Raw genomic sequence first — 22888 nt, 5'->3', positions numbered from 1 at the left:
GCTGGAGTAAGAGCGCGCTGGATCCAATGTTTTAGGCTGTTCGTTAAATGAGGAATAGTAGATTTTTTGATTGGCTTCACTTTCAGGATAAGGATTATTGAGTACCCAGTGGCTTGCATAAACTGGGCATAGGGTCGTCCCTAACAGTAAAATCAATACAATCCATTGTCTCAAAGAAGGGATCATCGATTATAAAAGCCTAAGGAATTCATCTTCACTCAATACCTTAACACCCATTGACTGCGCCTTGTCCAACTTAGAACCCGCTTCGCTTCCTGCCACAACATAATCCGTTTTTGCAGAAACACTGCCGGTCACTTTTGCACCCACTGCGAGTAATTGTGCTTTAGCCTCTTCGCGCCCCATACTGGCCAAAGTACCAGTAAGTACCATCACTTTAGAATAAAAAGGATGCTCCTTGCTCAGTGATTTAGGTTTTTCATAAGGCCAGTGCACACCGAGTGCTAACAGTTTATCAATAACTTCAACATTATGCTTTTGCGCAAAAAAATGAACAACATGGTAAGCGCCTATTGGACCAATATCTCTTATTTCCATGAGTCGCTCAGCGGAAACTCTTTTTAATGATTCAATATCCCCTAATTCTAATGCTAATGCTCTAGCACTGACCTCACCGACCTCACGAATCCCTAATGCATAGAGAAAACGAGCAAGTGTTGTTTTTTTTGATTTCTCAATCGCATTCAGAAGATTTTCAGCAGACTTTTTTCCCATTCGCGGTAAATTGGCGACTGTCGTTAAATCAAGCTGATAAAGATCAGAGATATCACGAACAATCCCTTGATCAACTAATTGCTCTATAAGCACGCCCCCTAGACCGTCAATGGACATGGCCCTACGAGACGCAAAATGCCATAACGAGCGTTTAAGTTGGGCACTACAGAATAAACCACCTGTGCAACGAGCGACTGCTTCCCCCTCTTCTCGGATAACGTCCGCCCCGCAAACGGGGCAATGAGAAGGCAGATGAATTGCTTCTGTATGAAGAGGACGTTTCTCTGTAACCACAGAAACCACTTCAGGAATAACATCGCCAGCCCGACGAACGATAACGGTGTCACCAATGCGAATATCCTTTCGAATGATTTCATCCATATTGTGAAGCGTTGCGTTACTTACCGTAACGCCGGCAACACTGACAGGCTTTAAGCGTGCTACAGGGGTTAGCGCACCGGTTCGTCCCACTTGAAAATCAACTGCATTTAATTCAGTCATTTCCTCGCTGGCAGGGAACTTATGGGCACAGGCGAAACGAGGAGCCCTGGCAACATAACCCAACCGCCGTTGCAGTGCGATGTTATCTAATTTATAAACAACACCGTCTATTTCATAAGGAAGCGATAGTCGACGCCGCAACATTTCTTGATAATAGGCAAGACAACCCGCAAAGCCTTGAGCACGCCTAATTTCAGAAGAGACGCGAAAACCCAGTTGGCGCAAAAACTCCAATTGATCCATGTGAGTCTCAGGCAGTTTACAATCCTCGCAAGCACCAATACCGTAACAATAAATCGCTAAAGGTCTAGCCGCAGTAATTGCAGGATTAAGTTGACGCACGCTACCTGCTGCAGCATTGCGTGGATTAGCAAATGTTTTTTCCCCTCTGGCGCGTGCTTTTTCATTATATGCTTCAAAACCAGCTTTAGGCATGTAGACTTCCCCCCTCACTTCAATAAAAGAGGGCGGATTGTCAATCATTAATTTTAAAGGGACTGCAGGGATTGTTTTGATATTGCTTGTGATATTCTCTCCCACGGCACCATCACCGCGAGTCGCTGCGTACGCTAACTGCCCTTTCTCATAACTTAAATTCACTGCTAACCCATCCAATTTTGGCTCACAAACGAATTGCAAAGACTCCTCATTCCCATCGATACGATCGGCAACGCGCTTGAAAAAAGCATGTAACTCCTCTTCTGAAAAAACATTTCCGAGAGACAGCATGGGCTGTTTGTGCTCAACCGGCTCAAATGCACCAGATGGTGCAGCTCCCACCCGCTGAGTGGGTGAATCAGGAGTGATGTACTGAGGGTATTGCTTCTCCAGCATTTGTAATTCTTTAAAATAGCGATCATATTCGCTGTCAGGAATGAGTGGCTCATCGCGAACATAGTAATGGTAATCATACATCCTAATACGTTCTCGCAAGCTTTCGATTTTAGCTAAATCATCCTCAGTCATCTGCTTTTCTTACCTTTGAAATCCAAAACAGGGATGAACTCATTCTACCTGTAACCCGAAGGTTAGCATAGCATTCGTCAAAGAGGAGCCACACCCAAAACAGGTTAATTTTTTACGTGAACATTTTTCATATAGGTCCATCGCAATCCTTCATCTTGCTAAACAATTTCTTATATGATATACATCTCGCGTCTTATTTTTAGCCAGGAATTGGAAATGGATTTATTGCGCTGTATTGCCTGCCTGCTCTTATTTTTCTGTACCTTTCTCGCCTATTCCACAGAGAAATCACCTGAAAATCTCGGCGTCGCTTTTATTCATGGCACCCATGACTACACTAAAGGCGCAGAGGGGACCTACTGGAAAGAAAAATTCATCCACTCTGTCACTCAGGGACTCGCAAACCCAGATAACTACTACGTGGTGCATTGTGATTTCAGCCATTACATGTGGCATGAAAGCGCAGGTGGATGTGTTGCGAATCAATTAACTGAATTCATCAATAACAAACAAATTACCAAGCTCATCGTTTATACTCATTCCAATGGCGCGAATGTGATTCGCTGGATTTTGTCAAATCCTACTTATGATGCTCGCTACTTAAATCTGACTAAACACATTCATCAGGTCATTGCCTTAGCTCCCTCCAGTGGAGGTACAGAACTGGCTGATGAAGTCACTGATGGAAATGGTTTTGAAGACAGCCTAGCTTGGTTGCTTGGGTATCACAACGACGCGGTTAAGCAACAACGCATTGGCGATATGGCACTCTATAATGCAGAAATACTTTTAGGGACTTTTGGACGCCCTACTCTGCCTGTTCCCTTTCGCGTGGTTGTTGGTACTGATGTTGATACTTCACCTTTTACAAAGACAGCATACTGTAACGGTTTTCTCCTTAATACAAGCCTAAAAATTACCCAGTCTTATTTAAGCCATTGTTCAGATGGATTTTTAGATTGTGCATCGCAAAGTCTTGCGGGCAGCCTCTGGTTTTACGATCGACAAAAAACGAATTATCAAACTGCATTAAATCATAATCAGAGTCGTCACAGTTGTTTTGGCTTAGATCAAATACTTCGCAAAGATCTCTTGGCTCAAGGAGTCACCCAATGAAAGCACTGTCATTAATTCTTTTAACGCTAGTATGGTTTGGCGAATCACAAGCCTTTTCTTTGCCTAAACAACGGTCCCTTATTCCCTACGAGTGCCAGCAGTGTGACAACTTATCACGTGACACGCTCAACCTGAGTTGGGCCACTCCCAATGTCGCTTTGCAGCAGATGACGAGGCACCAGCAAACCAGCCGTAAATATCAAATAAAAGCAAATCTAAAGCAACTACGTGCGGGTGTTCCCATTCACACTCAAGCCCCTGGCGCGATTATTCGCATTAGTCCTGTTAATACACCTTCGATAAAGCCCGAATTTCGAATTAGGAATAATCGTGGAGTCAATGCAACATTAATGGACGCGTCTTCTTTATTTTCAAAAGAAGAGGCATTAAATAACACACCATTTGCGGGGAATACGTTTGCCCTTGCCGAATTAAAGCCTGAAATGGGTTCAGGTGAATTCACCATCAGTACTGATATTAACCAAGCCGATGAGAACAGTGAATTCATTATTCATGTTTTTGATCGCAATTCATCCGCTGAATTAACATTGCAAACCAATAAAGTACGCTATTATCGAGGCGATGAGCTCATCACCACAATTCTCTTAAACGATAGAGAACTGGATTACTCAATCGATAAACTAACGGTTTCACTGATTAGTCCTGATGGTGAAATCACTTCACTTAACCCCACATCACTGGCGCCGAATATCTTTCAAGCAAGGGTGCTCTTAGACTCCGAAAAAAATAGCCAAGGAGCCAACTGGTATGTTGAAGCTGCTATCACTTCAATCTTGAGCGATAAAATCATTAAACGCCAAGTTCATTCGGCTTTTTCCTATGTGATTCCTTCTGCTTCTGTTGAAGAATTAAATAAAGATAATTCAGACGCCTTCCGCTTTTCTGCTTTAATCAATGTGGCTACGGGTAGTCGTTATGCGCTTCAGGCAATGCTTTTAGCCAGAGATCATCAAGGCAAACTATACCCCGTTCAAACGACTCAATCATCGGCTTGGCTTTCAACGGGGCAACATCGTTTAAATTTTTCATTTGATTCTCCAATAAAAACAGATTATAACCCCCCTTATTACCTTGGCTATATCCGCTTAACTGATTTTGGGCAAATGAAACCTGTCTTTGAGTATGATACGCCAATTGAAATCACTCAATTAATAAGCTGATTAATGATCTATTTATCGTACATTTCGCTTCTTGAGGGCACTGCTATAGCAATTGCCCTTCAGACCTTGCTTATTTTTTTCGTCATCCATCGCTTAAAGCGCCAGCAAAGGTGGCTCGATGAACAGTTTGAAAAATCACAACAATCACTGAATACTCAACTCCATCAGTTGCATCTTGAATTGCAGCAGACTTTCCAAGCCAGTCAACACCATGTTCACGAAAGAATTACTCAAGGCCAAATAGCAAGTCAGCGCATCATCAATGAAATCATCCAAGGCCAGATGACTGATGTGCGGGAACAGATGAATCATAGCTTTAAACAACACGCTAGCTCACTCACCTCACATCTGCAGTCCCTAACCGAAGAAATACGCAATCATTTGCATAACCTTACTCAACAAGTGAATCATCGATTAACTGAAGGCTTTGAAAAAACATCATCAACCTTCACCGATGTGGTGAGAAGGCTTACAATCATTGATGAAGCTCAGAAAAAAATCACCGAACTGTCAACCCATGTGGTTAGTTTGCAAGATGTTCTCGTTGATAAAAAAGCGCGTGGTGCTTTTGGTGAAGTGCAATTAGCAACACTGATTGCCAATATGATTCCCAGTTCTCACTATCGTATGCAATACACCCTGAGTAATCAAAAGAGAGCCGATTGTATCCTTTTCTTGCCTGAGCCTACAGGTCATGTGGTGATTGATGCCAAATTTCCACTTGAGACCTATCAGAAACTCATGAACACGGATACTGGTCTTGCAGAACGTAAAAGCTTACAACAACAGTTCCGCCAAGATTTACAAAAACACATCAAAGACATTGCGGAAAAATACATTATCCCGAATGAAACCACCGATGGGGCGGTCATGTTCATTCCTGCAGAAGCCATTTTTGCTGAAATCCACGCCAACTATCCGGACATCATTGCCCTTTCCCAACGTCTTAAAGTATGGCTTGTTTCCCCCAGCACGTTAATGGCCGTTTTAACAACAGCAAGAGCGGTATTAAAAGATGATGCGACCCGCAAACAAGTTCATATCATTCAAAAGCATTTACATGCCCTGGCTGATGATTTTCAACGCTTCGAGAAGCGTATGGATAAACTCTCAAAACACATTGACTTAGCGCATCAAGATGTGAGTGAAGTGAGTACTTCAGCAAAAAAAATAACACAACGATTTCAAAAGATTGAATCCGTTGAATTAGATATGCAAGACCGTGAAGTGCTTACTGAACCGATTGAATAGATAACTTCTTTTTAATGAATAACCTATGGTATGCTAAATATACGCTTACCGCGAGAATAACCCATGCGAATCTTGTCTTACTCGCTATTTACTGCAATTGCTTTATTAAGTTCATCCATGACTCATTCAAAGATTCCTCCCGAATGTGATCCCATTTTCATTCCTTACTGCGATAAACAACTGTGTTGTCACGCAATGGGTGGAATTAGCTATTGTGATTCCGTGGCAGGCCGTTATGTCTGTAACAATGGCTACTATTCGACTTGTTATTGCACAAGGCATGCGGTCATGAATTTACAAAAACTTTCAGGCTGCTGCTTATGGCAAGGCGGGGTCATGGCTGTCAATGAATTGGGCAATGTGGTTTGCAACAACGGCAGCATTTCAGAAGTTTGCAGTTTGCAAAATCCAACGCAACAAGTATCGAGCTGGTAAGCAAGGCGATGACTGGACAACTGCACTTGCAAAGCCCATAATTGCCGTTTTATACAATACACACGACATGACTAGTCCACTCATTGAAATTAAGCAAGTTTACAAATCTTATGGCCCTGCTTTGATTCTCAACGATGTTTCCTTATCCGTGCAAAATGGCGAATTTTTAACCCTTCTCGGTCCCTCTGGGTGTGGAAAGACGACCTTACTGCGTTTAATCTCAGGATTTGAACAACCCACATCTGGGGAAATCTACATCAATGGTCAATGCGTCAATTCCCTTCCCCCGCAACGACGTGATGTGCATACAGTTTTTCAAAGTTATGCCCTTTTCCCTCATTTATCCGTTTATGAAAATGTCGCTTTTGCGTTGCGATGCAAAAGGGTTGAGGAGAAAAAAATTGCTGAACGTGTGCAAGAAACACTGCGCTTGGTGCAACTCGAATCGTTTGCTAAACGTGATATTAAGAAATTAAGCGGCGGACAGCAGCAGCGTGTTGCTATTGCTCGCGCAGTCATTAATCGGCCACAAGTGTTACTCCTGGATGAACCGTTAAGCTCGCTTGATTATCGCTTACGTAAAGACATGCAGTATGAACTAAAGCAATTGCAAAAAGCGTTAAACATGACGTTTATTTTTGTTACACATGATCAAGAAGAAGCATTATCCATGTCTGACCGAATTGTCATTTTTAATCACGGTCATATAGAGCAAATTGGAACGCCGCGCGAAGTGTACGAAACCCCAAATAACCTCTATGTGGCTAAATTTATTGGTGAAACCAATATTTTTGATATTGTGGTTAATGAAATTTGCGAACAACATTTAATTACCGAAATTGAATCCGTTCTCTTTCATTGCAAAAATACTGGCCATTTTCAACCCGGTGATAAAGTCCATTTGATTGTTCGCCCGGAAGATATCCGCGTGTGGAATCAATCTGAAACAGAGGATACCAGTGAGATGTTGCCAGGTAAAATTGTCGATATTGTCTATAAAGGCTCAACGGTTGATTTAAAAGTGGAATTGTCCTCTGGAAAAATCATTAATGCTTCAGAATTTTTTGATGAAGACGATGATAAGCTAGAATATACGCTTGGCGAGTCAGTGTGGGTACAATGGCTACCTGGTTGGGAAGTGCTATTACCTTATGAAGAATGACCCGTTTTTAAAGCGAGCCGCGAATGAAAGTTAGATCCCTGTCAGTTTATCTTACGTATCTCTGGTTAGTTATTTTTAGCTTTATACCACTTTGCCTGGTGCTAATCTCCAGTTTTCTATCCAGAAATAGCGCACATTTGGTTGATTTACCTTTTACGCTCAGCAATTATTCAGCTTTACTTACTCCGATTTTTATTAAAATTTTCCTGCGCTCTTTATTGATGGCTTTGTTTGCTACAGCCTGCTGTCTCCTGCTTGCCTACCCATTTAGTTTTTTATTAATTAAATCAAAGCATAAATCGATTCTGCTATTACTGATTATCATTCCTTTTTGGACAAGCTCCCTAATACGCACTTACTCTTTAATTGCTTTGCTTAAGTCAAAGGGCATCATTAATGCAGTGCTTTTAAAACTCCATTTAATTGATACGCCACTTTCCCTACTCTACTCCAATTTTGCGGTCATTACTGGTCTGGTTTATAACCTCTTTCCTTTTATGGTTTTACCTATTTTTACCAATATGGAACGTTTTGATTTTAGACTTATTGAGGCTGCAAAAGATTTAGGCGCTGGAAAATTGAATATCTTTTTTCGCGTATTTTTACCTAATACAGCCAATGGTATTATTGCTGGTTGTTTAATGGTGCTCTTGCCAGCAATGACTTTATTTTATATTCCCAATGTCTTGGGAGGTGCTCGTTCCATTTTACTTGGCAATTTGATTCAAGATCAGTTTCTTATACTGGAAAATTGGCCCCAAGGGTCGGCCACTTCCGTTTTACTTACTGTACTTTTATTAATAGTCCTATTTTTCTTTCGTCGTCAAAGCAAGGAGGTCTTGCAATGAAAGCTTTGGCACAAAAAACATTTTTAAATTTGGTTTATTTTTCTCTTTATTTTCCTATTTTGGTCCTCGTTATTTATTCAATAAATGACGCTAAATTTTCTTTGCAATGGCATGGCTTTTCGCTGAAATGGTATGCCGAACTATTTCACGACCGCGGCTTATGGTCTGCTTTTTTTCACTCAGCTCTTTTAGGACTTAGTGCCTCCGTCGTAGCTACCACCTTTGGATTGTTAACTTGTGTTCATTTTTTCTTGTTTCGTAACCAATCGCAGCGTTTACTTAACGCAATATTGTTACTGCTTATCATTATTCCCGATCTCGTTTTAGGTGTTGCTCTTCTGATTTTTTTTAATGTGGCTTCCGTGCCGCTGGGTTTTTTTAGTTTATTGATTGCTCATATTACTTTTTGTATTCCTTTTGTCATTTTAACGATTAATAGCCGAATCCATACTCTCGATCCCAATATTTATTTCAGCGCATTGGATTTGGGAGCCAGTCGCTTTACTGCTTTAATAAAAATTCTACTGCCCTTATTGTGGCCTGCAGTATTGAGTGCTTTTTTACTTTGTTTTACCCTCTCTTTTGATGACGTTATTATTAGTTATTTCGTTGCGGGCCCTGATTTCAATATCTTGCCATTGACCATTTATTCTTTGGTAAGAACAGGCGTAACTCCCGAACTTAATGCGCTATGCACTATCACTCTTGCCTTATCAATGGCATTGGTGATTCTTTCTCATCGTTTATCGAGTAAATCACCATGAGACGTTTTCTCTTGTTATTTTTTTGCCTCTTAATATCGACGACGCTTTTTGCCAACCGCGTCGTTAATGTTTACATTTGGGGTGGAGAAATTCCCAAGAAACTTTTACAGGAATTTGAAAACGAAACAGGCATTACAGTCCATTTATCCACCTATGACAGCAATGAAACAATGTATGCCAAGCTAAAAGCAAGCGGCAACAGTATTTATGATGTGATTTTACCCTCTGCGTATTTTGTTGAACGCATGCGCAACCAAGGGATGTTGATGCCACTTAATCATAATCTGTTGCCCAATCTCGCTAATATTGATGATCATTTCAGCCAGAGCGATTATGATCCTGGAAATCAATACAGTGCTCCGTTAATTTGGGGAGCAACAGGGATTTTTTATAACAGAAGTTACGTCAAAGACGCACCCAAAACTTGGCAGAATTTATGGCAAAAACGCTGGCGTAATCAGCTCATGTTGTTGGACGATCCACGGGAAGCGTTTTCTATTGCCTTAATGAGTTTAGGGTATAACCCCAACGATAAAGATCCTACGCACATTGAACAAGCTTATCACCGGCTCTTGGAATTAGTGCCCAATATTAAATTATTTGCTAGCGACAGTATTCAAGCCATAATGATTGATGAGGATGCTATTGCAGGCGTTGCCTGGAATGGTGATGCCTTCAAAGCGCAAGGAGAAAATCCGCAAATTAGCTTTAGCTACCCCAATGAAGGGTTTGTGATTTGGGTGGATTGCCTTGCTATCCCTATTAATCCACCTCATCCTAAAGAAGCTTATGAATTCATTAATTTCATGTTTAAACCGGAATCCGCTGTGAAAATTGCCTTGTTAGAAGGAGCAGCAATAACCAATGCCAAAGGACGAGCGCTTTTACCGAAGGCCATTAATGATAATCTGGTTGTGTATCCTGCTGAAGAAACCTTAAAACATGCTTATCTCCAGCGTGATCTTGGTGAAGAAACGCTAGAACTATACAACAAGTATTGGCAACAATTTAAATTGGCGTTTTAATATTAGGCACGTACCCAAATTGCCTAATGTTTGAACTGTCAATGTAACTCATGCATTACCAGCCTGTGACACGATTTCCTCTTTTATATTGATTTTTATTACTCATTTAGTATATAATTTCTCCATTTTAGTGTCGATTTTTTTAGCCACTTAATGATGTTCTATGGAGGAAGTGAGTATGAAGGGTAAAGAGAATAAAGAGATTACAGCTACTGACTTCACCAACAGAATTATTTTAGTTCATCCGCTTCAACCCAATTCCATCCTTGATCTTTTATTTAAAATTGGTAAAGACCATCTCATTGCTTTTAATTCAGAAACGGATTCTTTTGATGTCTCCAAAACCATTCAAAATGCGATTACCCAAGACGATACTCTCCTTACCAATGACGCAATTATTGGTTCCCATTTGGCATTTAGTGCCCATCAATACACCCATTCTTTTGTTGACAGGCCACATGTCCATTGGTGGTGGAATGGCTTATTCCAAGCGAATTCAGGCGGTGATTGGGAGCATTCTTTAGTTGCATTCTTTGAACCTTTAAGTGCTGTGGACAATGTAATGGGTTGTGCCCCCTATGATACGATGACGATGGGGCCTCACCAATTCACTAAAGAATCTTGCATCCTTGTTCCCGATGAAAGTGTAGAACCCTTAAGGGCTAGACTTCAAAGCTACCCAGGTAAAATTATAGGCTTTGATCCGAGTAAAGAAACTTTAAGAAGCGCAATCAATCGAGTACTCGAAGTGCATTACCCTAAAGCATTCATCATGACCGATAAAAAGGGTCACAATATCAATGAATTGGCGTTATCTGGCGGGGATAACAATTTCAATCCTTCCCAAGTGAGGGAACGAAATTATAATTCGGTTAAGGGTTACTTCGAAGACGTGTTTATACGCTCAGAAGAGGGAGCCGATTTAATCCCATTGATGCAGGGGGAAAAAACACTACTCATGCCAGCATACCAAACTTATGCCCAAGGCCGATTTGTTGGCTTACATAGCCATTCCCCCACAGACATTGAATCCGACCGTTTAATGAAAATATTAAGAACAGTTTCAGTTTCGCCGAACAAATTACCGCAATTTAAACCTAATTTTGTCGGCCAAGAAGGGGTTCGAAACCTTAACGAGCTTGTTCTGGTGAGAACCTTTACTATTTGCCAAAAACTCATGGAGTATTCTTCTGAAACGGGACTGCATAGTTATGCTCAATATTTGTTAAAGAAAAGTTTCTTGGCTGATTTTAGAAGTGTTCATCAAGGACAGGATGGTCAAATGAACATGCCTGTATCTGAAGTTCAATCACTTATTGACAACCACTATAAACAACTCTTGAGACGAGTAGAAACATTGGCAAATGCCCTTGAGTTACCTAATGATGCGGAGTGTAACCATTATAAGCAACAAATGGTGGACGAATACCGTCTTTTCCTAGAAAATTTACCTAATAGTGTGCACCGATTTTCTAATGCTACTACTCAAACCTTCTACTCTAAACCTGAAGCAGATTCTGCGCCTCCACAGGAAATACAGAATGCAAGAGTCGAAATGAAGTAGATAACTCTTTAAGGAGCGATTGTGAAAACTCATCAAGAAAAACGACAAGAGATGGCTATACCTAAAGCAATTGAAAATCAGTTAAATGAGAAAATAGCAGATTTAAATGAAAATCCACCCATCACTCAAGAAGTATTGTTTGTCAAATTAAATGAAATATCCAAACTATTAGAAGAAATAAAAGAAAATAGTCTTACTACCTTTATTTTTAAAGCGAAAACGCTCGAATGGCTATTACAAATTAGCCTCCAATTTAAGCAAAATCTCTCCTCGCCTCATGATGAGCGCTTAAACTTCCTCGTTATAGGGATCACAGAAACCATGCTAATCAACATAAAGGCGGCCATGATAGTGACTTTTGGTCTCGATAGGCTGCCTGAAATACTTCCGGTTGAAATTCGAAACCTATTTACTCCACTTATGCTTAGTGCTCACCTCGAGAAAAAATTTACTACCTATTTTGATTTTTATGTGACTAAAAAAGATCAAAATAATAGGGATTCACGCATGAGGTATTTTGAGTTTTTTGCGAGAGAAGCTAAGCAATTAATTGGAGAGAGAAATCCCGCTCCTGAAGTTGAGGAGGCATTAGTCAATCATTCTATACTTCAAATAGGATAAAACTTACTCGGAAGAAAATCCAAAGGTTACGGCCACATTTGCGATACAAAATTTCGATACACTTCTATGGGCTAAGCCATCATGGCTTAATAAGCCAACCCGCTGCGGTTCTTATCCAACAGATGCCAGTAATGAATTATTGAAAATTGGCTGTTGTACACCATAGCTACCGTCACTAAATCCAAAGTAGATCTCAAATCTTAGACAGTCGCATAATTGATCTCGATAATGTATTTCATGTGCAAAGACCCAAAATGGCGACCAGTCTAAGACTGGACGTCACTTTTTCAAAATTTTAACCCAATACTCAAACACAAGACTGATATTAATAAGTGAAACGCGCATTGTCGGACTCGGTATCATCAAGCAAAGCCTGTTCCAGCACATGATAGGCCGCCTCTAATCTACTACTCACCAAATCACCTTGCTGCTGCAATATACGACTTCCTGTGGCAGAAAGCTGCATAGGGTGGTGTTGGTTTGCCAGTTGATTTGGTGGCTGAAAAAGCGTGTGTGTTAAACAACCCAGGGAATTAGACTGCGAAACTTCTTGCATCAATTGTGCCCTCCCAGCTTCCGGCAGGGCATCAGTGCTTTGGGTAGTGCTAAAGCCCTCTAACCCAGTAAGAATCTGGTCATAAGAGCTTGTTAATGCACCTCCCTGCCTTGTGGTTTGCAGGCCAGGATGGTTAACACGCCCATAAGGTTGCGCAACTTCCTACGGCAATCGCAATTGCCCAGACTCCGGTAGACTATCAGTGCTTGAGGGAGTGCTAAAGCCCTTTAACTCCAGCAAGAATTTGGTCATAGAGATCTGTTAATACGCTTTCCTCCCCTGGGATTTGCAGGCGAGCACGCTTACCCCACTCGTCTTCCCGCTGTTGTGATGCAAATTGCCGCCGTTTTAATTGCTTTTTGTTGAACACTTCGGTCTTGATGCCATTGATCACAACAAAATGTTTGATGCTGTTCCCTTTGCCTTCTTTGCTATGGGTAGCAAGAATGGCCGCGTCAGTGATTTCTTTACTCTGATGAAATAAACGGTTTTTAGTGAGCTGATTTGCAGTCATAACCTCTGTTTTAATGTCATGGATAACAACAAAATGTTTGGTGCTGCTCCCCTTGCCTTCCTTGCTGTAACTAGCAAGAATGGTGGAATCAGTGATTTCTTTACCCTGATAAAATAAGCGGCGGTGAGATTGCTGTTGAGCCGTAATAACCTCAGTTTTAACACCATGAATTATGGTTGCGATACGCATCTTCAATGAGCAGACTTATGTGAAATAAAAGAGAAAGTATAAGCTAAATTTGGTGCTAAACCTTAAAAGTCATATGGCTTCAAACGAATTAAACTCTGTGGGTGTTATGATAAGTAAGTTAATAGGCTTGAGCATTAAGATTTTAGATTCACGTTCGACATCAACAATAAAAAAGGCTGCTTAATACGCAGCCTTTTTTTATCTCCTATTAGTATTTTATACGAACACTTGCACATCTTGCGATGAGGGTTGTTCCTCAACCGTTTGTTTAGGATTCGCAGACTGATCATGTTCTAGTTCTCTTTGGAGCTGTGCAGGTAACTGAACAGGTTCTTCAGTCCAAATGCTAAATTTCACGCCTTCTTTGACAATAGTCGATTTTGGCGGCGTGAGAATTTTAGTATAAGTCTCAGCCATTGTTGCTCTATATTCTGTCAAATCAGCACCATGACGTGTTATTTTTTCTAAAGCAGCAACCAAGCCCTCAAAACTTTCATCCACCATTTGCTTAAGTTTGATGCTGTCCAAAGCAGGTTCCTTAGCATCCACTTGATAGTGGTAAGCTCTGAAATCAGCAATGATTGCTTTCTTTAATAAATACTCAGCGTAATCATGCGCCCCTGTTTCCTCGCTATATTGATGCAGTTTTTTGTAAACTTTATACGCTTCAACGGTGCAAAGTTTAGAAATTTCTTTATTGCCTTCCTTGCCGATCAGATAAGGAATTTTTTCTGATAGCTTCTCAGGCTTTATAGAAACCTCTTTTAAATGGAGCAAAATCGTATTCTTTTCGATATCACTTACTGAACCGGAGTGCAACCCGACGTGTCGATCCTGGCTGTATTCACGGTAGGCTGGAAGAGAAATAGTTGCACGCCCCCTCATTAAAGGCACGTTATTTCCCTCAAATTGCATAAACAATTCATCAAAAAGGCCATAAGAAAAATCATACCCAAAATAACCCGCGGTAGATTTTGTAATTTTAGTGAGATTGACATTACCGGCTTTATGGTTAAACAACGTCGCTGCTTTTGGATAATGCGTCTTCATCGCCTTCTCAAGCGCTTGCCTTAGGGTCATCACTGAAGGATCATATCCTTGAATGGTTCCCAGAAAACTGCCTTCTTCTTTTAAACGTTTTGTAAGCGCCGCCACAGCATCATTAGGCACTAAAATAATGGATTGCCCGCTTAAACGGTGAGGGCCCATAATAGTGGTGTCATAAGGAACAATCCCTTCGACGTTTTGAAAGCTTGTTAATGGATCAATCACAGCAATCAGCGCATCTTCCCAGGCTCCACCAATATTGGGATGGCATAAGTGGTTCCACGTCCAATGGCTATGCGGCCTATCTACAAAGCTCTTGTCATAGAGCGTTTCTGCAAAATTCAAGTGCTTGCCAACCGTACCATCATCAGCGATAAGCCCCGATTTTTCTGCTATCGCTTTGATAACGGATGCTCTTGCATCAGGGTCGCCAGACTCTGTCCAAACCACTGTAGCATACTCGTTATCCATTAAATAACTAAATACGGAATCGGTTGCAAACGAAGTCACTAACACAACCCTATCAATAAAATCGTCTTGCATGACTTCCTTAAAAAGATCTTTGCTCAATACACCCGCCATTTCTGCTGGCGTTTTACCTGATTCATTTTTTGCATATAAATTGGGTTTGCTAGCAAATTGCAGTTCACCACTCAGCACAAGCGCAGATAATTTAGCTAGATCTTTTTTGGCAATCACATGTAAAGCTGTTTCGCCGGTTTCAGTCTGTCGATTGAGATCAAGAGAAGCAGAATATTTTTTTACAAAGGTAATGATCTCATCTTCATCTTCATTTACTCTCGACAATAAAAGATGAACTAATCCATCTCCTACTTCATCGAACTCAGAAACAACCTCATCTGGTTTTTCAGCTGAGTCAATTAGCTTGATGAGTGCAGGGATTGGAACGTGTTTGCTTGCTAAATCGGTAGCAAGGGTAATGATTAAATCTTGTGTGGATAACATTTACATCTCCAAATTGACTATACCAAAGCCATTATAAAGAGACATTATTAACAAAATATGAACAGTGTGTTTTAATTTTGCTTTTTTGTTACCCATAAATGAAACTTTCTAAACGAGAAAGATGTCCTTATTTTTCAAGCCGTGAAGGCTCCGCTAAGCAAAGCGCCATAAATAAAATAAAGAAATAACCAGAACCAGAATAAAGTAAAAGAGAATCCGTCAAATTTCCTAAGAGAAAACAGACAAGCATAGCAAAAGCAACGGAGCGCATTTTATCAAGCCGTAAGCTTGCCTTAATTAAATAAAAAAGGAATGCGAATAAACTAACGATTCCTAACAGCCCAAATTCGGTAGCCACAAAAAAATACTGATTATGCGGTTCTAACAGGGTATTCTGCCAAGAAGGAACCGGTTTTTCTGTTCTGAAATAATAAGTAAAACTACCTGTTCCATTACCTACATAGGGATGCCTGTTAAAGAGGTGATAGGCAAACTGATAGAATTGCAGACGATACCCTACAGGTGTGTCTTTATCGTTCTGTTGGTAATGTTTCACTTCGGTAACCACTAAACTTAAGCGATTCCTCATGTATTCACTTTCGTGATAAACAAAGAGGAATGCAGCACAAATGATGATGACACCAGTAATAGCCAAGCGCCAAGAGCAAATTTGCAGGATTAATAGAGCCATCAGCATAAAATAGGCAATGTATCCCATTCGTCCTTCATTGATAAAAAGCACATGATAACTGAATAAAATAAACAGCAGGCCATAAGCTAGTCGTTTAACCCCTGATTGCCGATAAGCAAATAATGCTGATAAATAAGCTGCAAAATCGAGCATATAACCAACCATAATATGATTGCGAAAAATATAATCAGGATGAATAATGTAGGTAAGTAAAAACCCCTTAACCCTTAACATCGCAATCATTGAAGTGAGCAACATTGCCAATAGGAAAGCATGTAACCCTGTATTTCTTGCTCGCTCACTACGAAATCCGGCAACAAGAATAGGCAAGTACAAGAATTTGCTGTATTTTTCCAAGATGAGCATTTTTTCTGAAAAGCTAGCAGGACTCCATAAGCAAGCCGCAAGGGCGAGACAAAATAAACTAATCGCTGCTTTACACCAATCTTTTGCTAATAAAGCGAATATTTCCGATCGATAAGACGGAATTAACAAAATGGCTACAACGGATAAGCTTAAACAAATACTTTTTGCCGAGGAACTTAAGGGAAGCACAAAAAGGGTTGCTGCTAAAAGCAACGGAACAAATTTCTGATCAGAAAATTGCGTTGACGAGCCGACGAGTGCGTCCATTGGGTTCCTTTACGAATGAGTTTTAGGGAATTTATCCAATTGGGAATCATGGTATAACTGCTTAATCCCCCGATAAAAAGTACCTTGCGCATTAAAAACAGCTAATAAAAACCCTGCTTTTCCGTCAAGAAAGCCGCGTTGCAAAACATAGCAACGGAAAAACATCCAACAAGTGCCAACAAGCGTTTTAGCAAAACTGGGCTTTTTCTTCTTTTCGATTTTAATCTTGGCGCTGTAAGACGAATAGCGATTAATTTTATAGAGGGCATGACTTACATCTTGAAATGAATGATGCATGATTGCTTTTTTTATTCTGCTAATTCTTGCACTGGGGGGGAGAACGACTTTTTCATGCACGATGTCTGAACTGTAACGAGCCCCCTCTCGTTTAAATAGGCGAACATGCCGTTTAGGGCTTGAGGAGAATCGTAGAGGGAAACCATAAAAATTCATGCGGATTGGAATACGATACGCGTCAGCGTGATCACTGGCGATTGCCTTTTGAATGACTGCTTTTAGTTCCGCATTAACACTCTCATCTGCATCCAGATTTAATACCCATTCCTTTGTTGCCAGAGCTAAAGCACGCTGTTTTTGAATACCATAGCCTTGCCAATCTGTTGAATACACTTTATTGGTATATTCTTTCGCAATCTCAATCGTATTATCACTGCTTCCAGAATCAAGAACAATGACTTCTTCGGCCCATTGAACAGACTCAAGACAACGCCTGATGTTTGCCTCTTCGTTTTTCGCAATGATGATCACACTTAGCATGGTTTAATCGAGTTATAATAAATTGGCCTATTCTAACCAGATAGCCAGAGAAATGAAACAGCGTGTTAATTAGTCAGTGACTTGATAAACGAAGTGTAATAAAAAATACAGATCAGCGATTAAATAAAATTGAAACACCGAGCAGTTTGATTACACTTCGCTTGTTAGGCTTAAACTATTCTCAGCAATGCTTAAGCATGAACCATTGATTCTGGATAGTTATCATCAGCATGAACCATTGATTCTGAATTCTTATCCTCTGGTGGAGCATCATAATCGTAAATACTTGCTGCTTGTAATCCAGTGGATACGCTGCGCGTAAGTAATGCGACAGCAGAAACGGGCAAGACCACTAAATTAATAATTGTTTGCAATAAACGTGAAACGATTTCCTCAGCCGCCTTAAACCACCATAAAGCACTCTCCTGGTTACCCAAGCTTTTAGCCAAGCCTCCAATCACTAAACATCCCAAGCTGGCAGCAAGAAAGACAGCAGGTATTATCGCAACACCTATGGGGCTTAATATACCGAGGCCAATAAGTGCTACGGGTTGTAGAGTATGTCGGGCACAGAATATAAACTCTTTCTTTGACTCATAAGGTTTAAAAAACATTTGGCCAATGCTGCGGCGCGGGAGACCAAATTCTACTCTATCCGCAAACAATTTATTTTGGAGAACTCTTGCAGTTCCTGTTATATGTGCTATATGCAAATCTTTTAGCATAGAGATCTCCCAAAAAAATGTATATTAAAATGTTATAAACGAATACGGCATTTTAATGTGTGAGAAAAAAATGTCAATGATGAGTACATTTTGGAAATTCTCTTTTCAAGAGCTCACATGGACCACTCATTTCTTTGAACGTTGTAAAAGAGTAATTTGAGTTCAGAGCACTATCGTGTTCATAGAACACGTAGTTTCCTAAAGATCCAGGCGTAGCAAGCAGGCTCTCTCTTCCTGCTTTCAGTATTTCTAAGGATAGAGTCTGGTCAGGAAGTTGGCCAGACTCGGAATCTTTGATTAGCGCTATACGGGTGTAAAACAGGTTAGTATAAACATGCCGCTTAGCACACCCCTTCTCTGTGGTCATGGCTATCAAAATGCAATTTGCCATCTTTGACTTTTAATGTCACGTGACCACCATTGGACAATTTGCCAAAGAGTAGTTCGTCAGCCAAAGGTTTCTTCACGTTTTCTTGGATTAACCTTGCCATTGGACGGGCTCCCATTGTTTTATCATAACCATGTTCAATGAGCCAATCGCGGGCAGCTTTATCCACTTTGAAGGTGACCCCTTTGTTACTTAGCTGCTCATCAAGCTCCATGATGAATTTATCCACCACAAGCCCAATTGTCGTACTGTCGAGTGGTGCAAAATTGATGATTGCATCCAATCTATTCCTAAATTCAGGACTGAATTGACGTTTGATTGCCTCCAAACTGTCATTGCTGTTGTCCTGCAGAGAGAACCCTATTGAGTTTCGAGAAATCTCTGTTGCTCCTGCATTACTTGTCATGACAACGATGACGTGACGAAAATCCGCTTGGCGACCGTTAGTATCCGTCAGTGTGCCATGATCCATGATTTGTAATAGCAGATTGTAAACATCGGGATGAGCTTTTTCGATTTCGTCAAGCAGCAATACCGCATGTGGATTTTTAGTGACAGCCTCCGTGAGCAATCCTCCTTGATCGTAACCCACATAGCCAGGAGGTGCACCAATAAGCCGTGAAACAGTATGTTTCTCCATGTATTCAGACATATCGAAACGTAGTAATTCGATGCCCAACACATTCGATAGTTGCTTGGTAACTTCTGTTTTACCTACTCCTGTAGGGCCTGCAAAAAGGAAACAACCCACCGGTTTTTGGGGATCACGCAGTCCTGAACGCGCCAATTTAATCGCAGAAGCAAGCGCCGTGATGGCATCGTCTTGACCATAAACCAATAATTTTAAATCCCTTTCAAGATTACGTAAGGTATCTTTATCACGCGCGGATACCTTTTTGACTGGAATACGGGCAATTTTAGCAACCACACTTTCTATCTCAGTGACGCTAATAATCTTCTTACGTTTGTTAGCCGTTAATAGATTTTGGTAAGCACCGGCTTCGTCGACCACATCAATTGCTTTATCGGGTAAGAAACGATCATTAATGTATTTTGCTGACAATTCTGCAGCGGCTTTTAATGCAGGAATGGAGAATTTAACGCCGTGATGGTCCTCCAACCGGCCTTTTAAGCCTTTGAGAATTTCAAAAGTCTCATCAACTGTAGGTTCCGTGATGTCAATTTTTTGGAAACGTCTGGCAAGTGCCCTGTCCTTTTCGAAGATGCCACGATATTCTTGATAAGTGGTTGAACCAATGCATTTTAATTCACCATTAGCAAGTAAGGGTTTGATTAGGTTGGAAGCATCCATTACCCCACCTGAGGCGGCACCGGCACCAATAATAGTATGAATTTCATCGATAAACAGTACAGCACCGTCTTGTTGGCCTAATTGCTTTAATACGGCTTTCAGACGTTTTTCAAAATCGCCACGGTATTTTGTACCAGCGAGCAAAGCACCAAGATCAAGTGAGTAAACCACACAACCTCTGATTGCATCGGGAACTTCTCCATCCACTATACGTCTTGCCAATCCTTCAGCGATTGCTGTTTTCCCAACGCCAGCCTCCCCGACTAATAAGGGGTTATTTTTGCGGCGTCGGCATAAAACCTGAATAGTGCGTTGAATTTCTTCATGACGACCGATGAGTGGATCTATTTTGCCCAATCTAGCTCGTTTGTTAAGATTCATGCAATAGCTTTCAAGGGGTGATTCATTGCCTTCACTACCCATTCCCTCTTCATCCATTGGCGAGCTCATACTATCACTCATTTCATTATTATGATATTTAGAAACACCGTGAGAAATATAATTGATCACATCCAGGCGAGTAATGTTTTCACGGCGCAAGAAATAGACAGCTTGGCTTTCTTGTTCACTAAAGATTGCGGCCAAAACATTCGCACCCGTGACTTCTGTTTTTCCTGCGGATTGCACATGAAAGACAGCTCTTTGCAGCACGCGTTGGAAACCTAATGTGGGCTGAGTCTCACGATCGAGCTCATCTTCAGGAATGCGAGGAGTCGTTTCATCAATAAACTCGGTTAGGTCGCGGCGTAGCGCATCAATATTAGCATCACAAGCCTGTAGCACATTTCCAGCTGATGGATTATCTAGCAAAGATAATAGCAGATGTTCAACAGTCATGAATTCATGACGCTTCTCTTTCGCTTCCTTAAAGGCTAGATTTAAGGTGAATTCAAGTTCTTTGTTTAACATTTTGTCGCTCCTCTCTCCAGCCACAACACCAAACTATTCGGGTTCCATAGTACACAGCAGTGGGTGTTCATTATTTCTAGCAAAATCATTAACTAAGGCTACTTTTGTTTCTGCAATATCCCTAGTAAACACGCCACAAATACCCTTACCTAAAAAGTGAACCTGTAACATCACCTGCGTAGCCAATTCCTCATTAAAATGAAAGAATCGCTTCAGTACATCTACCACGAACTCCATTGGGGTGTAATCATCATTGAGCAGTAGAACCCTGTATTTTTTAGGTTGCTTAAGCTCAGGCAAAGCTTTCGACTCTGCTGTTTTGTGTTCAATGATTTCCTCTAATGACCATCCACTCATAACTTACACCCTTTACTAATTTTATAGACTTCCAAGAGCATTTTGGCCAGTAAAAAAATGATTTAATTATTGAAATAATTAAACCCTGCGACAATCGGCTACACCTTGATTAGATCGCACCCATAGTGATTTTTTGCAGGGTAGATAAAAAGAGTCCCCCGCTTTTGTTGTAATACTATAAACAAAAATCCTATCTAGATGACAGGCTAAACACAAAACGCCCCTTTTAGAGGCTCATTTTTACAGCTTCGGGTGATTTGAGACAACCACTCTTGAGCATGACCATCTTGGTCATTACATTAAGCGATGTCGTGCTACAGATTCCAAAAAAAGCGAGCTTCTAAAGAATCCATAGCATACTTCAAGGATAATATATGTTAATCACATTCACATGTGCTTAATTATCGCTTTGCCAAACGCGGAGGAACTTAAGCAGGTGGCTCCTTCCATTAAACGCTCAAAATCATAAGTCACGGTTTTCGCCTTAATCGCGCCTTCCATTCCTCTAACAATATGATCCGCTGCTTCCGGCCATCCTAAGTAACGAAGCATCATTTCAGCGGATAAAATAATGGAACCAGGATTCACTTTATTCTGTCCAGCGTACTTTGGAGCAGTGCCGTGAGTTGCTTCAAAAACAGCTACCTTATCCCCAATATTAGCACCTGGCGCTATGCCTATTCCACCCACCTGTGCAGCTAATGCATCAGAAATATAATCACCATTTAAATTAAGAGTCGCAATAACACTATAATCTTCTGGCCTTAACAAAATCTGCTGTAGAAAAGCATCTGCAATAATATCTTTGATAATAATTGGTTTTCCAGTATTCGGATTTTTTATTTGCATCCAAGGGCCGCCCTCATATTCTGTGGCACCAAAAACCTGTTTGGCGACTTGATAGCCCCACTCTTTAAATGCACCCTCCGTGAATTTCATGATATTGCCTTTGTGCACAAAGGTCACAGAGTCGCGCTGATTATCAATGGCGTATTGAATAGCGGCTTTCACCAAACGGCTAGTCCCTTGCTGAGAAACCGGTTTAATTCCTATGCCGCAATTTTCAGGGAAGCGAATTTTTTTCACCCCCATTTCTTTCTGTAAAAAATGAATTACTTTTTTAGCTTCTTCTGAATTGGCCTGCCACTCAATACCCGCATAAATATCTTCAGAATTTTCGCGGAAAATCACCATGTTCGTTTTCCATGGTTCTTTAAGAGGACTTGGGACACCTTCAAAATAACGAATTGGCCTAATGCAATTGTAAAGATCCAATTCCTGTCTAATCGCGACATTCAATGAACGAATTCCGCCTCCTACAGGCGTCGTTAACGGCCCCTTGATGGCAACGATGTATTTTCTAATTGCATCGATGGTTTCCTTTGGCAACCACTGGTTAGCTCCATAAATTTGCGTTGCCTTTTCCCCGGCATAGATTTCCATCCAGGCAATTTTCTTTTTTTCACCATAAGCTTTCTTAACCGCTGCATCAACAACTTCTCTCATCGGAGGGGTAACATCCACACCGATACCATCTCCTTCAATGAAAGGAATGATCGGAAAATCGGGTACCTGTAATGATTGATCCGCTGCAAGGGTAATGGCTTGGCCATTAGTAGGTACATGAATTTTTTCGAATGTCATCAACAACTCCG

20 protein-coding genes are annotated in these 22888 nt (G+C 40.9%); 10 read left to right on the top strand and 10 right to left on the bottom strand.

Annotated features, from left to right (window positions below):
* Positions 1–189 precede the first annotated feature (189 nt).
* Positions 190–2202: an NAD-dependent DNA ligase LigA gene (gene ligA / locus B5D33_RS07685; protein WP_058451079.1), complete on the bottom strand. Its 2013-nt coding sequence runs from the start codon at positions 2200–2202 to the stop codon at positions 190–192.
* A 216-nt stretch (positions 2203–2418) separates the two neighbouring features.
* On the opposite strand from ligA, the gene B5D33_RS07680 reads away from it, so the two are divergent.
* The 10 genes from B5D33_RS07680 to B5D33_RS07640 all read left to right on the top strand — a co-directional run bounded on the left by B5D33_RS07680 (position 2419) and on the right by B5D33_RS07640 (position 12169).
* Complete coding sequence (locus tag B5D33_RS07680) at positions 2419–3318, top strand: hypothetical protein (protein ID WP_058451078.1); 900 nt, start codon at positions 2419–2421, stop codon at positions 3316–3318.
* Positions 3315–4499 (top strand): DUF4785 domain-containing protein, encoded by a 1185-nt coding sequence (locus B5D33_RS07675; protein WP_058451077.1) that lies wholly within the window; start codon positions 3315–3317, stop codon positions 4497–4499. The genes B5D33_RS07680 and B5D33_RS07675 overlap by 4 nt, the downstream gene beginning before the upstream one ends.
* A 3-nt stretch (positions 4500–4502) precedes the next feature.
* Positions 4503–5750 carry a DNA recombination protein RmuC gene (locus B5D33_RS07670; protein ID WP_058451076.1) on the top strand — a complete coding sequence of 416 codons (1248 nt, stop codon included), beginning with the start codon at positions 4503–4505 and terminating at the stop codon, positions 5748–5750.
* A gap of 63 nt (positions 5751–5813) precedes the next feature.
* Positions 5814–6185 (top strand): hypothetical protein, encoded by a 372-nt coding sequence (locus tag B5D33_RS16310; protein WP_133140952.1) that lies wholly within the window; start codon positions 5814–5816, stop codon positions 6183–6185.
* A 67-nt stretch (positions 6186–6252) separates the two neighbouring features.
* Positions 6253–7347, top strand: coding sequence for a spermidine/putrescine ABC transporter ATP-binding protein PotA (potA, locus tag B5D33_RS07665; protein ID WP_058451088.1), 1095 nt, complete (start codon positions 6253–6255; stop codon positions 7345–7347).
* A gap of 23 nt (positions 7348–7370) precedes the next feature.
* A complete protein-coding gene (locus tag B5D33_RS07660; protein WP_058451075.1) occupies positions 7371–8195 on the top strand; it encodes an ABC transporter permease in 825 nt (274 codons plus the stop codon).
* Positions 8192–8959, top strand: a complete 768-nt coding sequence (locus B5D33_RS07655) for an ABC transporter permease subunit (protein ID WP_058451074.1) — start codon at positions 8192–8194, stop codon at positions 8957–8959. The genes B5D33_RS07660 and B5D33_RS07655 overlap by 4 nt, the downstream gene beginning before the upstream one ends.
* On the top strand, positions 8956–9984 hold the full coding sequence (locus B5D33_RS07650; RefSeq protein ID WP_058451073.1) for an ABC transporter substrate-binding protein: 1029 nt from the start codon (positions 8956–8958) through the stop codon (positions 9982–9984). The genes B5D33_RS07655 and B5D33_RS07650 overlap by 4 nt, the downstream gene beginning before the upstream one ends.
* 178 nt (positions 9985–10162) lie before the next feature.
* Positions 10163–11548 carry a hypothetical protein gene (locus tag B5D33_RS07645; RefSeq protein WP_058451072.1) on the top strand — a complete coding sequence of 462 codons (1386 nt, stop codon included), beginning with the start codon at positions 10163–10165 and terminating at the stop codon, positions 11546–11548.
* 21 nt (positions 11549–11569) lie between these two features.
* Entirely contained in the window at positions 11570–12169 is a 600-nt protein-coding gene (locus B5D33_RS07640) for a hypothetical protein (RefSeq protein WP_058451071.1), read from the top strand.
* Positions 12170–12494: 325 nt separating this feature from the next.
* On the opposite strand, the gene B5D33_RS07635 is transcribed toward B5D33_RS07640, so the two are convergent.
* The 9 genes from B5D33_RS07635 to icd form a co-directional block, all read right to left on the bottom strand.
* The gene (locus B5D33_RS07635; RefSeq protein WP_133140951.1) at positions 12495–12728 is read right to left on the bottom strand and encodes a hypothetical protein; all 234 of its coding nucleotides are present in this window, start codon (positions 12726–12728) and stop codon (positions 12495–12497) included.
* A gap of 214 nt (positions 12729–12942) precedes the next feature.
* A complete protein-coding gene (locus B5D33_RS07630) occupies positions 12943–13428 on the bottom strand; it encodes a hypothetical protein (RefSeq protein WP_058451069.1) in 486 nt (161 codons plus the stop codon).
* A gap of 216 nt (positions 13429–13644) precedes the next feature.
* Complete coding sequence (locus B5D33_RS07625) at positions 13645–15441, bottom strand: hypothetical protein (RefSeq protein WP_058451068.1); 1797 nt, start codon at positions 15439–15441, stop codon at positions 13645–13647.
* 127 nt (positions 15442–15568) lie between these two features.
* The gene (locus B5D33_RS07620) at positions 15569–16765 is read right to left on the bottom strand and encodes an O-antigen ligase family protein (RefSeq protein WP_058451067.1); all 1197 of its coding nucleotides are present in this window, start codon (positions 16763–16765) and stop codon (positions 15569–15571) included.
* Positions 16766–16774: 9 nt separating this feature from the next.
* Complete coding sequence (locus tag B5D33_RS07615; protein WP_058451066.1) at positions 16775–17542, bottom strand: glycosyltransferase family 2 protein; 768 nt, start codon at positions 17540–17542, stop codon at positions 16775–16777.
* A 191-nt stretch (positions 17543–17733) separates the two neighbouring features.
* Entirely contained in the window at positions 17734–18267 is a 534-nt protein-coding gene (locus B5D33_RS07610; protein WP_058451065.1) for a hypothetical protein, read from the bottom strand.
* A gap of 341 nt (positions 18268–18608) precedes the next feature.
* Positions 18609–20876, bottom strand: a complete 2268-nt coding sequence (gene clpA / locus B5D33_RS07605) for an ATP-dependent Clp protease ATP-binding subunit ClpA (protein ID WP_058451064.1) — start codon at positions 20874–20876, stop codon at positions 18609–18611.
* Positions 20877–20909: 33 nt separating this feature from the next.
* Positions 20910–21233, bottom strand: coding sequence for an ATP-dependent Clp protease adapter ClpS (gene clpS / locus B5D33_RS07600; protein WP_058451063.1), 324 nt, complete (start codon positions 21231–21233; stop codon positions 20910–20912).
* A 387-nt stretch (positions 21234–21620) separates the two neighbouring features.
* On the bottom strand, positions 21621–22877 hold the full coding sequence (gene icd, locus B5D33_RS07595) for an NADP-dependent isocitrate dehydrogenase (protein ID WP_058451062.1): 1257 nt from the start codon (positions 22875–22877) through the stop codon (positions 21621–21623).
* Positions 22878–22888: the final 11 nt, after the last annotated feature.

It is taken from the genome of Legionella maceachernii, assembly GCF_900167045.1.
GTDB classification, from domain to species: domain Bacteria; phylum Pseudomonadota; class Gammaproteobacteria; order Legionellales; family Legionellaceae; genus Tatlockia; species Tatlockia maceachernii.
This window is presented reverse-complemented; position numbering and strand designations above follow the sequence as displayed.